At 58.1% G+C, this 14759-nt stretch carries 17 protein-coding genes; 6 read left to right on the top strand and 11 right to left on the bottom strand.

Annotated elements, in window-relative coordinates; all coding sequences use genetic code 11:
- Nucleotides 1-6 precede the first annotated feature (6 nt).
- The 4 genes from AC2TEM_RS00845 (at nt 7) to AC2TEM_RS00830 (ending at nt 3918) form a co-directional block, all read left to right on the top strand.
- Nucleotides 7-579 (top strand): CvpA family protein, encoded by a 573-nt coding sequence (locus AC2TEM_RS00845; RefSeq protein ID WP_170421967.1) that lies wholly within the window; start codon nt 7-9, stop codon nt 577-579.
- 644 nt (nt 580-1223) lie between these two features.
- The gene (gene purF / locus AC2TEM_RS00840; RefSeq protein ID WP_170396815.1) at nt 1224-2744 is read left to right on the top strand and encodes an amidophosphoribosyltransferase; all 1521 of its coding nucleotides are present in this window, start codon (nt 1224-1226) and stop codon (nt 2742-2744) included.
- 238 nt (nt 2745-2982) lie between these two features.
- The gene (locus AC2TEM_RS00835; protein WP_170396813.1) at nt 2983-3231 is read left to right on the top strand and encodes a hypothetical protein; all 249 of its coding nucleotides are present in this window, start codon (nt 2983-2985) and stop codon (nt 3229-3231) included.
- 42 nt (nt 3232-3273) lie between these two features.
- Nucleotides 3274-3918, top strand: coding sequence for an SDR family NAD(P)-dependent oxidoreductase (locus AC2TEM_RS00830; protein ID WP_170421973.1), 645 nt, complete (start codon nt 3274-3276; stop codon nt 3916-3918).
- 61 nt (nt 3919-3979) lie between these two features.
- Here AC2TEM_RS00830 and AC2TEM_RS00825 read toward each other — a convergent pair whose 3' ends face one another.
- The 4 genes from AC2TEM_RS00825 to AC2TEM_RS00810 all read right to left on the bottom strand — a co-directional run bounded on the left by AC2TEM_RS00825 (nt 3980) and on the right by AC2TEM_RS00810 (nt 6493).
- The gene (locus AC2TEM_RS00825; RefSeq protein ID WP_170422448.1) at nt 3980-4822 is read right to left on the bottom strand and encodes an ATP-binding protein; all 843 of its coding nucleotides are present in this window, start codon (nt 4820-4822) and stop codon (nt 3980-3982) included.
- A gap of 115 nt (nt 4823-4937) precedes the next feature.
- Complete coding sequence (tatC, locus tag AC2TEM_RS00820) at nt 4938-5816, bottom strand: twin-arginine translocase subunit TatC (protein ID WP_170396809.1); 879 nt, start codon at nt 5814-5816, stop codon at nt 4938-4940.
- Nucleotides 5813-6271 carry a Sec-independent protein translocase protein TatB gene (gene tatB / locus AC2TEM_RS00815; protein WP_170396807.1) on the bottom strand — a complete coding sequence of 153 codons (459 nt, stop codon included), beginning with the start codon at nt 6269-6271 and terminating at the stop codon, nt 5813-5815. Before tatB ends, tatC begins: the two co-directional genes overlap by 4 nt.
- A 6-nt stretch (nt 6272-6277) precedes the next feature.
- Nucleotides 6278-6493: a twin-arginine translocase TatA/TatE family subunit gene (locus tag AC2TEM_RS00810; RefSeq protein ID WP_010440381.1), complete on the bottom strand. Its 216-nt coding sequence runs from the start codon at nt 6491-6493 to the stop codon at nt 6278-6280.
- A 218-nt stretch (nt 6494-6711) separates the two neighbouring features.
- Here AC2TEM_RS00810 and AC2TEM_RS00805 point away from each other — a divergent pair, with 218 nt between their 5' ends.
- Together AC2TEM_RS00805 and AC2TEM_RS00800 are read left to right on the top strand one after the other, a co-directional pair.
- On the top strand, nt 6712-7017 hold the full coding sequence (locus AC2TEM_RS00805) for a hypothetical protein (protein WP_170406158.1): 306 nt from the start codon (nt 6712-6714) through the stop codon (nt 7015-7017).
- A gap of 21 nt (nt 7018-7038) precedes the next feature.
- Nucleotides 7039-7710: a helix-turn-helix transcriptional regulator gene (locus tag AC2TEM_RS00800; protein WP_170421976.1), complete on the top strand. Its 672-nt coding sequence runs from the start codon at nt 7039-7041 to the stop codon at nt 7708-7710.
- 63 nt (nt 7711-7773) lie between these two features.
- On the opposite strand, the gene AC2TEM_RS00795 is transcribed toward AC2TEM_RS00800, so the two are convergent.
- The 7 genes from AC2TEM_RS00795 to AC2TEM_RS00765 form a co-directional block, all read right to left on the bottom strand.
- Nucleotides 7774-8937 (bottom strand): peptidoglycan DD-metalloendopeptidase family protein, encoded by a 1164-nt coding sequence (locus tag AC2TEM_RS00795; protein ID WP_170421979.1) that lies wholly within the window; start codon nt 8935-8937, stop codon nt 7774-7776.
- Between the two features lie 58 nt (nt 8938-8995).
- Nucleotides 8996-9646 (bottom strand): protein-L-isoaspartate(D-aspartate) O-methyltransferase, encoded by a 651-nt coding sequence (locus AC2TEM_RS00790; protein ID WP_170421982.1) that lies wholly within the window; start codon nt 9644-9646, stop codon nt 8996-8998.
- Nucleotides 9643-10425, bottom strand: a complete 783-nt coding sequence (surE, locus tag AC2TEM_RS00785) for a 5'/3'-nucleotidase SurE (RefSeq protein ID WP_170421985.1) — start codon at nt 10423-10425, stop codon at nt 9643-9645. The genes AC2TEM_RS00790 and surE overlap by 4 nt, the downstream gene beginning before the upstream one ends.
- A 118-nt stretch (nt 10426-10543) precedes the next feature.
- Nucleotides 10544-11629 carry an ABC transporter ATP-binding protein gene (locus AC2TEM_RS00780; RefSeq protein WP_170396795.1) on the bottom strand — a complete coding sequence of 362 codons (1086 nt, stop codon included), beginning with the start codon at nt 11627-11629 and terminating at the stop codon, nt 10544-10546.
- An 80-nt stretch (nt 11630-11709) separates the two neighbouring features.
- On the bottom strand, nt 11710-12756 hold the full coding sequence (locus AC2TEM_RS00775; RefSeq protein ID WP_480855951.1) for a methyltransferase domain-containing protein: 1047 nt from the start codon (nt 12754-12756) through the stop codon (nt 11710-11712).
- A gap of 96 nt (nt 12757-12852) precedes the next feature.
- Nucleotides 12853-13965 carry a hypothetical protein gene (locus tag AC2TEM_RS00770; protein ID WP_170421991.1) on the bottom strand — a complete coding sequence of 371 codons (1113 nt, stop codon included), beginning with the start codon at nt 13963-13965 and terminating at the stop codon, nt 12853-12855.
- 2 nt (nt 13966-13967) lie between these two features.
- Nucleotides 13968-14747, bottom strand: a complete 780-nt coding sequence (locus tag AC2TEM_RS00765) for an SDR family oxidoreductase (protein ID WP_170421993.1) — start codon at nt 14745-14747, stop codon at nt 13968-13970.
- Nucleotides 14748-14759: the final 12 nt, after the last annotated feature.

Below are 14759 nucleotides of genomic sequence, written 5' to 3'. Positions count from 1 at the left end.
AGGGCCATGGAAGGTTTTACAATAATTGACGGGGTTGTGGCCCTGATCATCGTGCTGTCGGGCTTGCTGGCCTATTCGCGCGGTTTCATGCGCGAGGTTTTGGCCATCGCAGGTTGGGTCGCCGCGGCAGTTCTAGCATTCATCTTTGCGCCGCAGGCTGTACCGCTGGTCAAAGAAGTGCCAGTGGTCGGTGAATTCCTGCGCGACAGTTGTGAGCTTTCGGTGATTACCGGCTTTGCCGCCGTCTTCGCCATTGCACTGATCGTAGTCAGCATCTTCACGCCGCTATTCTCTTCACTGGTGCAGCGTTCTGCGCTTGGCGGCCTGGATCAGGCGCTTGGCTTCTTCTTTGGAATCGCACGCGGCATATTGCTGGTTGCGATTGCGTTCTTCGTCTACGACACCGTGATGACCGGTCAATCCTACACGATGGTCGATGAAAGCCGCTCGGCCAAGGTGTTCGAACAGTTCAGCAGCAAGATCGAGGAACAAAACCCCGAGGCGGCGCTGGGTTGGGTTACCGCCCAGTACGAAGAGCTGGTCGCAAGCTGCACCGCCGACAACGCCTCTGAGGGTTAATCAAACTAAATTCCAAAGAAAAGCCCGGTTTCAGCCGGGCTTTTTTTGCGTTTGGTTCGGAAAAATCAGATAAACCCTTCGCCACCACAAATATTGCAACGGATGGTCTTCAGGCCAAAGCATCCGTCACATCGGCTTGAGATCGGCTTGCCATACTGGTCTCGGCTCTTGATCACTTCACCGGTTCCCTTGCAGATCTCGCAGGGTGCGCGCCCTGCCCCACGACATCGGTGGCAACGCCGCTTGACAGGTTTGTCCTTCGGTGTGTTTTGCTTGTGTTGCCACATGGCGTCTGCTCCACCAGGTATTGCCGGACTGCATGCAAAAAACCTTCGTAATGATATGACAGCATAGGTCTGTACATTTGTCATCCTAAACCCGCGGCGTGTACAATTCGCACCTGCGTCAAATCGCGAATGTGATCCTTTGATGACACACGCATCGTTTGGCATTATGTGGTGGCCATACCGACATGGAATCGGAGCTGCCGACCTTGCTGTATCTGTTTTCTTATGCGCTAGCCGCTTTCGTGCTTGTGCCTCAGTCCCGTGCAAACGGACCAAAACACACCATTCAGATACCCGTGCGCACCCGATCCGACCTGAACGCCATCCTAAGCAAGTCATAGAAATTGGAGCCCGTGTATGTGTGGGATTTTGGGGATCGCAAGCCGGACACATGATGTCTTTGCGGAAATCTATGACGGCTTGCTGATGCTTCAGCACCGAGGTCAGGACGCCTCGGGGATCGTCACCTACAACGGCGAGTTCTTCCGTGAGAAGAAAGCAAATGGTCTCGTCAAAGACGTGTTCAATGCCAGTGACGCCGAAACCCTGTTGGGAAAGGTCGGCATGGGCCATGTCCGCTATCCAACCGCTGGCTCGCTCAGCGCGGCCGAGGCGCAACCATTTTTTGTGAACGCGCCTTATGGCATCTATCTGGTTCACAACGGCAACATCACCAATACCGAAGAACAACGCGAAAAGGTAACTGCCAAATACAGCCGCCACCTGCGCACCACCTCGGATTCCGAGGTTCTACTGAACGTGCTGGCCGACAAGGTCGCTGATGCGATCAAGGTCAATGGTAATGCTGATCCGATCCGCAACCTGTTTGCCGGTGTCAAAATGACGATGGAGCGGGTTCAGGGGGCGTATTCGGTGATCTGCCTCGTCGCGGGCGTCGGGATGCTGGCCTTCCGCGATCCTTACGGCATCCGACCTTTGTCTGTTGCCAAGCGTGCTGCAACTGGTGACGGCGATGATTATGCCTTTGCTTCCGAAGATGTGGCATTCGGCATCAACGGTTTTGACAAGCTGCGCGACCTAGGTCCCGGCGAGGCGATCCTTATCGACCTCGACGGCAATATGCACGAGTTCCAGGCCGTTGAAGGTAAACTGACACCCTGCATCTTCGAGTATGTCTATCTGGCCCGACCAGATTCGCTGCTGGATGGGGTATCGGTTTACAAAACCCAGATGCGCATGGGGCAGACGCTGGCCAAGCAAATTCAGGACTCGGGACTTGAGATCGACCGGATCATCCCTGTGCCAGATAGCGCCCGCCCTGTCGCGCTTGAGGCCGCAAAGATCACAGGCATTCCCTATCGCGAGGGGCTTGTTAAGAACCGTTATGTTGGCCGCACCTTCATCATGCCGGGCCAGGAAGAACGGCAGAAATCCGTGCGTCGCAAACTGAACGCGGTGCCTTTGGAGTTTGACGGTCATAACGTACTGCTGATCGACGATTCGATCGTGCGCGGCAATACAATCAAAAAGATCGTCCAGATGTGCCGTGAGGCCGGCGCCAAAAAGGTCTACATCGCCAGCGCCTCGCCACCGGTGAAATACCCCAATGTCTATGGCATCGATATGCCCACACGACACGAGCTTGTCGCGAATGGCAAAGAGATCGAGGAGATTCGCGAAGAACTGGGTGCGGATGCGCTGTTCTACCAACATCTCGACGATCTGATCTGGGCTGCCAAGGAAGGCAACCCCGAGATCGAAGCTTTTGACTGTTCCTGCTTTGACGGCAACTACGTCACCGGCGTCGACGAGGAATATCTGGGCAGTCTGGAAAACAGCAGTCGGGTCAGCAAAAAGCGTGAGGATATGCAGGTGGTCGGCAGTTCGTGGAACGCGGCGAAACTTGCCTCGGGGTGATCGGGCGAATCGCTTTGTCCTGAGGCGTCGGCCAAGAGACTTGCGCTAGCGGCCATAGGTCAGAATCCGCCGACAACCTATTGCTGAACAGGCTGCATTTGCAAAGGGTTCGGTATGCGGCATTCGAACCGCTCCGAACCGAGTGCTGCCGGCCTTTTGGTCCGGCAAAGCCCGTGTTACCCGAATGCCGAAAACCACTCACAAAACGGGGTCCGGGCGCGCAGCTCGGCCACAGATCATGGCAAACGCAACGGTGAAAAGCGCCGCCACACAGGCGGGGGCGCTCAAGAAGAACGCGGTCTCGGTATTGGGCATTTTTGGGCCCAAGGCGGACCTGCAAGCCCTGGTCCGCATGTCGTCGGGGCGCATTAAGAAAGTGAAACCCGGCAGTCGTGTCGGCCCGGGTAAGGTCGTCGCCATTGATGAAAATGGTGTTGTGCTGCGACAAAGCGGCCAGAACCGAAGGATCGACATCCCCGGCAGCTGATCCTGACTTGACGCCCTGCGCGTGCAGGTTCAAACCCCCCTCATGACCGATCAGACTAAAATCGCCCTTATCACCGGGGCTTCTCGCGGGTTGGGCGCGGCGCTGGCCGAAGCGCTGGCCCCCGACTATCACATCGTCGCTGTCGCTCGCACTCAGGGCGGGCTGGAAGAGCTGGATGACCGCATCCAGGCGAAGGGTGGCTCGGCCACTCTGGCCCCCATGGACATCACCGATCCCAATGCGATGGCGACCCTGTGCCGGGGCATTCACGATCGCTGGGGCAAGATCGATTTGTGGTTGCATACTGCAATCCATACCTCAGCCCTGACGCCAGTGCATTTCGTTGATCCGAAGGAATGGAACAAGGCAGCCAGCATCAATGCAAACGCCACCTCGGTTCTGATCCCGTATGTCGCGCCTTTGTTGGGCGAAACTGGCCATGCCGTGTTCTTCGATGACCCGAAGGCAGGCGAGAAGTTCTATGGCATCTACGGCGCCACCAAAGCGGCGCAGATGGCGCTGGCTCGCAGCTGGGCGACCGAGACCGCGCGGACAGGACCGCGCGTGTCGATTGTTGAGCCTGCACCGATGCCGACCGCCGTACGTGCGCGTTTCCATCCCGGTGAGGATCGGGATGTATTAACCAGCACTGCGGATGAGGCGGCGCGGATTATAGCACTGTTGTGAGAATGGCCCTGACGGGCCATGCCTCCGGCGGAGGTATTTCTGGCCAGATGAAGCGGGCGGACTAACCGATATGGACGCCGTTTCGCCCGGCGAGGTCGACGAAGAATTGCCAGGCGACGCGGCCCGAGCGTGCCCCCCGGGTGGCTTGCCACTCGATGGCTTCCGCGCGCAGAGTTTTTGGATCAACCTTGACGCCATGAGCGGCGCAGTAACGATCGATCATCGCTAGGTATTCGTCCTGATCGCAGGGGTGGAACCCCAGCCACAGGCCGAAACGGTCAGAGAGTGAGACCTTCTCCTCGACCGCCTCGGACGGATTAATGGCGCTGGAGCGTTCGTTTTCGATCATGTCGCGCGGCATCAGGTGGCGGCGGTTTGATGTGGCGTAGAACACAACGTTTTCCGGGCGACCTTCGATACCGCCATCCAGCACGGCCTTGAGCGATTTGTAATGCTGGTCATCGTGGCTGAACGACAAATCATCGCAAAACAGGATGAACCTGTGCGGCGCGGCACGCAGGTGGTTCAGCAAACGCGCGACCGAGCCCATATCCTCGCGCTGCAATTCGACCAGTTTCAGGTCAGGATGCTCATCCTGCAACGTACCGTGCACCGCTTTGACGAGGCTGGATTTCCCCATTCCGCGCGCGCCCCACAAGAGCGCGTTATTAGCCTTGTAACCTGCAGCAAAGCGGCGCGTGTTGTCCAGCAACGTATCGCGGGAGCGGTTGATCCCCACCAATAGATCAAGGTCGACCCGATTGACCTGTGTGACGGGTTCCAGCCGGTCAGGCTCGACATGCCAGACGAAAGCCGGGGCCGCGTTGAAATCAGGTGTCGCCAGCGGCGCGGGCGCCATGCGTTCCAACGCGTCCGCAATGCGATTCAGGGCTTGGTCGTCCATCGGCTCCTCCGGGATGTTCTGGCGGAGTTCAACCATGTTCCGATCAACACAACAAGAGTAGCAATTGAAAAAGGCGCGCCTACCTTAGGCGCGCCTTTAAAGCTATTGGAACAGGTTACTTGTTCTCTTCGTAATCCTGCATCACGTCTGCGTCGGCTTCGGCCTCTTCATCGTCGTAGTATCCATCGGCGCGCAACTGTTCTTCGCGCTTCTTCTCGACACGGGCGACCAGGAATATTGAAATTTCATAGAGCCCGTAAACTACGACAAAGAGGATGATCTGGGTGATCACGTCCGGCGGTGTGACAATCGCAGCCAACACCAGAATGCCTACCACCGCATATTTACGCACTGCCCCCAGACCTTCGGCACTGACAAGTCCGGCCTTACCCATCAGTGTCAGCAATACGGGCAATTGAAAGCACAGGCCAAAGGCAACGATGAACTTGATGGTCAGGTTGAGATATTCCTGCGCCGAACCCTGAAACACCACGCTCAAAGGTGCGGTTGCGCCTTCTGCTACAGCTTCCCCTTCCGCTCCAAACTGCTGGAAACCGAGGAAGAAGTCATAGGCCAGTGGCGTGACCACATAAAAAGCGAAGCTTGCGCCCAGAAGGAACATGAAGGGAGAGGCCAGCATGAACGGCAGAAACGCGTTCTTTTCCGATTTATACAGGCCCGGCGCCACGAACCTCCACATCTGCATCCCGATATAGGGAAAGGCCAGAATGAACCCGCCCAGCAGCGAAACCTTGATCGCTACAAAGAACCCTTCCTGCGGCGAGATGAAGATCAGCCCGCAATCCTGTCCACGCTCGGTCAGCACCTCACATAGCGGTTGCGTGAGGAAATTGAACAGTGGCGTGGCCACGGTGAAACAGATGATCATACCGATCAGAAACGCCACAACGCAGTGGATCAGCCGCGTACGTAGCTCGGCCAGGTGCTCGATCAGGGGTGCCGAGCTGTCCTCGATCTCGTCGGTCTTGGTCATGTCTTGCTTTCGGTTTTCAGCGCTGCTTCGGCCTCTTCCGCCTTGGCCAGCGCATCCGCGGCTTCCTTGGCCTTGCGTTCAGCGGCAGCGCGCGCCGTTGTGGCTTGGATCTTCTTGGCTTGCTCTGCTCGCTCGGTGGCCAGCTTGCCGGTCTCGCTGTCAGGGTCGAACTTGGTTGGGTCGATGGATTTGGCCACGTCGCGCGCGGCTTCGTTGATCCCGTCCATCGCTGTACTAACCGGGTTGGTCGCCGCGTTCAGGCCCTTCTTGATCTCATTGACGCCTGCTTCGTCCGCAGCCTCGTTCATTGCAGTGCTGAATTCGCGCGCCATGCCGCGCGCCTTTCCGACGAACCGTCCGACATTGCGGAACAGCACAGGCAGGTCCTTTGGCCCCACCACGATCAACGCGACGATGCCGATGACCAGAAGCTCGGTCCAGCCCAGATCAAACATCTAGGCTCAGACCTTGTCTTTGTCAGTCTCAGGCGTGACGTCTTTGGCCAGCTCGGACGCGTCTTGTTCCAGCTCTTCCGAACCTTCCTTGATGCCTTTTTTGAACGAGGTAATGCCTTTACCCACTTCACCCATCAGCGAGCTGATCTTGCCGCGTCCAAACAGGACGAGAACCACAACAGCAATCAACAGGATACCCGGAAGGCCAATATTGTTGAGCATGACTTGTCTCCTTCTACGTCGGCGCAGCGCGCCGTGAATATGTCTGGCCCCGTGTCTACGCCCGTACGGGCATCAGCAAAAGTGCGACAGATCAAATCCGCGCGCAAAATTGAACGGATCATGCGTTTTTTGCGGACTCGCATTTCTCAACTGACAGGTTTATGTCAGTTGATATCACCTAGAAGGACGATATCGAAACCTGGTCTACGGAGAACCACATGACCCATGTCGCAGAAATCGTCACCTTTACCCTTGCCGACGGCACAAAGCCCGAACAGTTCGTCAGGCTAAGCCAAGCCTCCGAAGCCTTCGTCCGCGCGGCTCCCGGCTTTACCCACCGCCAGCTAAGCCATGGCGAAGATGGCCGCTGGACCGACTATGTCGTCTGGACCGATATGAAATCCGCAAAGGATGCCGCTGCTGCATTCATGCAACAGGATTTTGCACCCGCTCTGATGGCGGCAATCAACCCCGACAGCGCCCAGATGCGTCACGAGACCGTGCTATGGAACATGACCGCCTAAGGGCGGCTCAGACGGCGTGTCATGCGCCGCACTGACCGCCTGTTCGACATCATACAGATCCTGCGCGATGGTAACTTGCACCGCGCGCAGGACATCGCGGACCGACTTGAGGTGTCGGTCCGTACGATCTATCGCGATATGGACACGTTGGTGGCCTCGGGCGTTCCTGTAGAAGGCGAACGCGGCGTAGGTTACATGGTGCGTGAACAGATCACGCTGCCCCCGCTAAACCTGACACCCGCCGAGCTTGAGGCTCTGAACCTCGGCATGGCGATCGTTGCCGAGGCCGCCGATCCCGATCTTAAATCCGCCGCGGAATCTCTGGCCGAGAAAATCGACGCCGTCTTGCCCACGCAGGTCATTGCCGAGGCCGACAGCTGGAAATTCGCGGTCTATCCCTTCGCTGATGTCGTACGCGGAATGGCACATATGGCCCCGATCCGCGCCGCGATCAAATCGCGCCAGAAATTGCAGCTCAGCTACCGTCGCATTGACGGCGCGCTGACCGAACGCACTATACGACCGCTACATATGGAATACTGGGGCCGTGTCTGGACACTGACCGCCTGGTGCGAACTGCGCGACGACTTCCGGGTCTTCCGCATCGACCTGATAGAAAACGTCACGCCTCTGCCGGAACTCTTTACTGACGAACCGGGTAAACGGCTCAGCGACTACGATCCCAATGCGTGATCCGTCCTTCAACTGGCCCCAAATACCTCCGCCGGAGGCATGGCCCGGAACGGGCCATTTCGGTCACTTCAGGTAAGGCTCGGGATCAACCGACTCGAACCCTTTGCGCACTTCGAAGTGCACATATGCATTGTCGCCCCCGCGCAGCGAGGCGATCTTCTGTCCCCGTCGCACCCGATCACCTTTCTTGATGGTGATATTGTCGACATTGGCATAAACAGTCAGCAAGTCATTGTTGTGTTTCACAACGATGATCGGAACCTGATCCGCATCCGCGGTGATCGCGGCGACCGTGCCTGCCTCGGCCGCACTGACCGACGCGCCTGGCGCTGCGGCGATATCTATCCCCTCATTCTTACCCTTCTTGTAGGTCCGAATGATGGTGCCGCTCACCGGGCTTGCCAGCGCCGAGCTTCCCGAATTGGTCGGGGCCTCGGCTGTGATATCCGGCGCAGGCGTTGCCGCGGCAACTTTCTCATCCGGCAATGGCTGCGTCGCGCTCGGCGGCGTAGGAGTTGGTGAGCCTTCGCCCGGTTGGGTTACCGCAGTTGCCGTGGCGGCCGGCGCTGCTGCCCGAGGTGCTGGTTGATTCTTGACCGGGATCAACAGGTACTGGTCTTCGCGCACCATAAAGTCTGGTCCCAAACCGTTCCATTCTGCCAGAGACTCCACAGGCACCTGATAGAGCCGCGAAATTGTATAGGCTGTCTCACCCCGCTTGACCTTGTGCCGGATCGGCTCAGGCCCCGTAGCAACCGGTGCCGGAGCCGCAGCAGGTTGCGCGGGCTCCAATGTCGATGTCTCTACAGATCCTGTGTCCGGTGCCTCGTCAATCGCGGTTCCGGCAATGGTCGCAATATCAACATTGCTCGTCCCACCGACCGAGCGCGGCAAGGCCAGAACTTCACCGTCACGCAGGCTGTCATTTGGCTGCAATCCGTTAAACCGCGCCAATTCGGCCACCGGCATGCCGATCCGGGTGGCGACATCGCCAACTGTATCCCCACGGCGGGCTACCGCGACCTGATAGTTCGGATAGGTGATCACGCCACGCGCATCCGGCGTCGGGCGGTTGGCGGTCGCTGCAAGGGCGGCATCTGCAGTGGAGAACCCGCCGACATTGCCGCGCAGGTCATAGTCATATGGCCCTTCACACCCGGCCAGAATTGCCAGCGCGGCAACACCTGTCGCATAGCGGCGCATTGCTGATTTGGAAACTGCTCTCATTTTACTGTCCTCAACACCTGCCCCTGTTCTCCGGGGTTCTGGCGCCTCTAATATACCTTCACGCTCCGTCTTTTCCCAGCCCCTCAAGCAAGGGCACAAAACGGACCGGCAACAATTCGTCATAGTCCAGACCGGTTTCTGTGCGCGTGACCCGGATTAGGGTCTGCACCGCGTCCGACTGGCCCACGGGTAACACCATGATACCGCCGATTTTCAACTGCGCCAAGAGCGGCCCCGGAGGATCTTCGGCAGCAGCGGTCACAATGATACGGTCGAACGGGGCCTGCTCGGACAGTCCAAATGATCCATCCGACAGCATCGCGGTCACATTCGTCAGCCCCAGCTCACGGAACAGTTCTCCCGTTTCGCGCACCAGCCTCTTGTGCCGCTCAACCGTGTAGACCCGGCGCGCCAGCTTGGATAGGATCGCCGCCTGATAGCCCGAGCCGGTGCCGACCTCCAGAACCGTATCACGTGGGCGCACCTGCAGCGCCTGCGTCATCAGCCCCACAACCGAAGGCTGGCTGATGGTCTGGCCACAGGCAATAGGCAGTGGAGTGTCCTCATAGGCCCGGTCCGCGAACAGGCCTTTGACAAACTTCCCCCGGTCAACCTGCTCCATCGCCGCCAGCACACGTGCATCCGTTACCCCGCGCGAGCGCAGGGCGAACAGGAACTGCATTATGGTTTCTGCGCTTGGCCCAGTCATTCGATGACCTTTAGCGCCTCGAGCGTGTCATATGCTGTCAGATCAGCGCGCATCGGAGTGACCGAGATATACCCTTCCAGATTGACCGCCGCATCCGTGCCCGGAGCGGTCGGGTTATGCTGATACCCGCCCTTGATCCAAAGGAACCGGCGACCCGAGGGCGAGCTGTGCGGCTCGACCGAGAAATGTGTATCGCGCCGGTACCCCTGCGGGGCCACGCGCGTACCCAGCACCTCATCTGCGGGAACCGGAGGAAAATTCACATTATAGAACAGTCGATAGTCGCCCTGCTGCTCGGGTGTCGCTTCAAGAATGCGGCGCACCAGATCGGCCCCAAATTTGGCAGCCGCCTCAAACGGATCGTCCAGCCCCAGATTGCGCGGCCCGAAATACTGAGACAAGGCAATCGCGGGCACACCTTGCAACGCCGCCTCCATCGCGCCGCCGATTGTACCCGAATACAGCGTGTTTTCAGCCGAGTTGTTGCCCCGGTTCACCCCTGACAACACCAGATCGGGCGGGGCGTCCCTCATAACGTCGTGCAAACCGGCTAACACGCAATCCGCCGGAGACCCTTCGGCGGCATAGCGACGCTCGCCCAGTTTGGCGACCATCATCGGGTGGGTATAGCTGATGCAATGGCCCACGCCCGACTGTTCAAAGGCAGGCGCGACGACCCAGACCTCGCCATCGGGACCGGCCAGTTCAGCCGCGATCGCTTCAAGTACAATCAGTCCCGGCGCATTGATGCCGTCATCATTGGTCAGAAGAATTCGCATGCCCGGTCCACCCCTCGTTTTGCCCTTGATAGACCCGCCTCAGCGCTGCGACAAGCAATGCACATGCGCAATCTGAGGCTTTCACGCACCACTTGGATGAAAATGCAGGATTTGAGCGTCAGGCCGGGAATACAAAACACCGGTCGCGGCGAATGGTCAGCCACATGACACGGCCCTCTTTGGGCACAAAGACGTTCGGGACCGTCGCCTTCAGGATCGAGCCATCATAGTCCATGCGAAACTCGACAAGGCTTTCATTTCCCAAAAACCGAGCACGCTCAACCACGCCTCGGGCGGCAATGCCGTCTGTCGGCGTCGGCGCAGGCCCTTTGCCATTGCGGTCGAAGTCCAGCTTGACGTGCTGGGGTCGAAACACGATTTCAACATCGGTCGCGTCCGGCACACCGGGCGCAAGAAAACGGCCAAACGGAGTATGCGCCAACGCCCCATTAACTTGGGCCTTCAACACGTTGATATCACTAAAAAACGAAACTGCTGCCTTGTCTGCTGGCCGGGTATAGACATTGTATGGCGCCCCCTGCTGCACAATCTTGCCGCGCCGCATCAGCGCGATTTCATCAGCCATTCGCATCGCCTCGTCCGGCTCATGCGTGACCAATAGAACAGCAGCGTCCTCTTCTTTGAGGACTGCGAGCGTTTCGTCCCGAATGCCGTCGCGCAGACGGTTATCGAGGCCCGAGAACGGCTCATCCATCAGCATGATCCGCGGACGTGGGGCCAACGCACGCGCCAGAGCAACCCGCTGCTGCTCACCCCCAGATAACTGATGCGGAAATCCATCGATGAACCGCATCAGATCGACCTTGGTCAGCAGTTCCTCGACCCGCGCGCGTTTCTGCTCTTTGCTGCCTTTCAGGCCGAACGCGACGTTATCCGCCACGCTGAGATGCGGAAACAGCGCAAAATCCTGAAACATCAGCCCAATCTCGCGCCGTTCGGGCGGTACTCGGAACACCGTGTCACAGATCAGCTTGCCATCTACATAAATCTCGCCCGAGGTCTGCATTTCGACCCCCGCGATCATCCGCAATGTGGTCGACTTTCCGCAGCCCGAAGGCCCCAGCAGGCAAGTCACCTGCCCCGCGTGTACGGTCAACGATACATCATCCACGACCGTCCGCCCGCCAAAGCGCGCAATCAGATTGCGGATTTCCAATCGAGGAGGAGTTGTCGTCACTGTCACCGATGGACCCCATTGCCTTTCCCGATCAATTCCATCGGGCTTAGGCGGGGATAACAACCCCGCCCATCAGGCGCAAGGGATCAGCAGCACCCGGTCGAGGCAGCTTCGCCCTGTACAACAAACGGGCTATCCCCGCCGCAGCCTTCGAAAATCCCGTAATGGGTCGAGAAATCGCCGATAAACTCGAAATGTCGTGCAAAACGGGTGTCTTGCAGCATCATCCACGTGTTGCCACAGACCGGGAATACTTTGCCGGCCTCGATCGTATGGTGGTCATCCAGAACAAATTCATGCGGCGCATGCGGCACTGTGCCCTTGTAGATCACAGCCTGACCGTAATCCTCGCACGCAGGTTCCAACTCCGGCAGCTTGAACAGACGGTAGGTGGCCGAGATAAAGCTCAGCGGTGCGACCCGTTCTTCAAGAATTGGGTTTTCGATCGTCAAAGGACGATGCGTCACCCGACGGGGATCGCTGAACCCGACCGCACGCGACATCGACAGAAAATCGTTCCAATAGAGCGCACCCGACAGGCATTCGCCATACAGGATCTCATCCTCGGCCATCGCCTTGGGCACCCGGCGGTCGGCATAGACGTCCGAGAAATACATCTCGCCACCCTCTTTCAGCAGCCGATGCGCACCGCGCAGCACAGCAGCCTTGTCGGTCGCCAGATTGATCACGCAGTTTGAGACGATGATATCGAACGATCCCGGTTCGAGGTCCAGCTCATCCAGCTTTTCGATATAGCCGTGGTGAAACTCGACATTGCTGGCCGAATGTCCGAATGCCATCGCGTGATAGTCCTTATGCGCACGCGCCACGTCGAGCTGCTCAGGCGTCATGTCAACGCCGACGACACGGCCCTTTTCACCGACCATCGCGGATAAAGCATACACATCGCGCCCCGCACCACAGCCCAGATCCAGGATACGCATTCCCTCCAGATCCAACGGAGCAATCAGCCCGCATCCATAGTAACGTGTCAGCACATCATCATGAATTTGCGACAGAATTTTCTTGAAGTGATCCGGCATATCATCCGGAGTACAGCAGGCATTTGTTTGCAAATCCGCGCTGCCTTGCAACACCTCACCATAGTAGTTCTGCACAGCCTCGTGCTTCATCGGGGCAATCCTTTTGTCACTGGTCTTTTGCAGCTAGTGCAGCAATCCACACCACGCAATCCACCAGCGCCCGATCTGACGAAACCGTGACTGGGCTCAGGCGAGCAGGTCGAAATCGACGCCTGCGTGCACGCGGCCGTTCACTTGAATCTCCAACCGATGCGGCCCAGGAACCAACTTGAATGTTGTTGCATTGCCCTTCAGCTTGTGCCGCTTTCTAAGTGTCAACTGACCACCTGTAAGCTCGGCCTGTTTCAACTTGTGAACCTTGGGTGAGATCTTTCCGCCAGGCCGTTGGAAATGAACGATATAGTCGACCAAGACTGGCTGATCTTCTGCGCCGCTTAGGCGGGTTTCAAACTCCAGCGCTTCACCAATCCGGGCCGGACCGTTTACCTGAATCTCAACCGCAATATCTGCATCGGGATCGTATCCAAGCACCTTCATCGCCTTGGGATGCCCAGATTTCACAAGGCCTCGTAATGCATGAGATGTCATCCAGTTCAGTTCGTCCTTGTCCTGCCGCGCTGCCTTGCCCCAATCCCGCAGACGTTCCAGCACCAGATCGGGGTCTTTCTTGGTGATATCATTCAGATGATTGGCGACCGAGCGCGTCACATAGCGCGTCCGATCCCCGTGCAACCGGTCCAATAACGGCAATGGGTCTGACATTGCCAAGCCAACGGCCTGCCCCCACGGTAAACGCGGCCGCGTGCCCTCGCTGACCAGACGACGCACGTGATAGCTGGGATGGGTGCACCAGCCCTGCATCCGCGCCATGACCAGTTCGGAGTGGTGATTAAGGAACGGGCGGATCGCCCATTCCATCGAAAATCTCTGGGTCAGCTCTTCGAATACATCCAGCGCCAAAGCGGGATGATCCAGGCCGATTGCACAAACCCAATCGCCCAAGGGCGCAAAGATAAAGTCTCCGAAGTCATCATCACTTTTGGCGGGGTCCAGCGGAGGCGGCAGCGCCCGCAGAATGATCGGTGCCACTGCCGGCAAATCGCCAGGCACCGATTCTTGCAGACACTCTGCAATCCACGCCATACGCTCTTTCAGTTCAAGCTCGGGCAAACGCGACATCACTTTCGCCGCGAATGCTTCTTTTTTGAAATCGGAAACAGCATTGGCGAACAAGCCCGCAAGAAAGCTCACCTTTTCCGCGTTGAACAACTGATCTTTCAGAGAAAAGTTCTGTGCCATACCTACATCGTCAGATTGGTGCCACCACCGTCCAGCAAAATGTTCTGCCCGACAATGAACCCGGCGTGTTGCGAGCATAGAAACGCGCAGGTCGCCCCAAACTCTTCCCTCGTGCCATAGCGTCTCGCTGGGATGGTTGCAGCGCGTTCAGCCCGTGCCTCGGCCATCGAAATACCTTTCTGCTCTGACACCCCGCCATCCAGCGCGTTCGCGCGGTCGGTGGCGTGGATACCTGGCAGCAGATTATTGATCGTCACGCCATGTGGTGCCACCTGGCGCGATGTGCCCGCAACATAGCCGGTTAATCCAGTTCGCGCCGCATTTGACAGGCCCAGCACCGCAATCGGCGCGCGTACCGACTGCGAGGTGATATTCACCACGCGACCCCAGCCCTTATCCATCATGCCCGGCAGCAGAGCCTTCATGAAAGCTATGGGTGTCAGCATATTGGCATCCAGCGCTTTGATGAAATCATCACGCTCCCAGTCTGACCACATGCCGGGCGGAGGGCCACCCGCGTTTGTGACAAGGATATCAGCACCCTGCGCGGCACTTATCACCTCGGCCTGACCCTCTGGTGTGGTAACATCACAAGCCAATGTCTGCACGGCAATGCCATATGATGATCGCAAACGCGTGGCTTCGGCCTCCAACGTTTCGGCTCCGCGCGCGTTCATCACAAGATCGACGCCGGCTTCGGCCAACGCCTCGGCACAGCCCAATCCCAAGCCTTTGCTGCTGGCACAAACCAGCGCGCGTTTTCCGCGAATTCCCAAGTCCATTCTGACCCTCCC

Source organism: Ruegeria sp. HKCCD3925 (assembly GCF_057221175.1).
The sequence above is the reverse complement of the archived record's forward strand: the minus strand, read 5'-3'. Positions and strand labels throughout refer to the sequence as shown.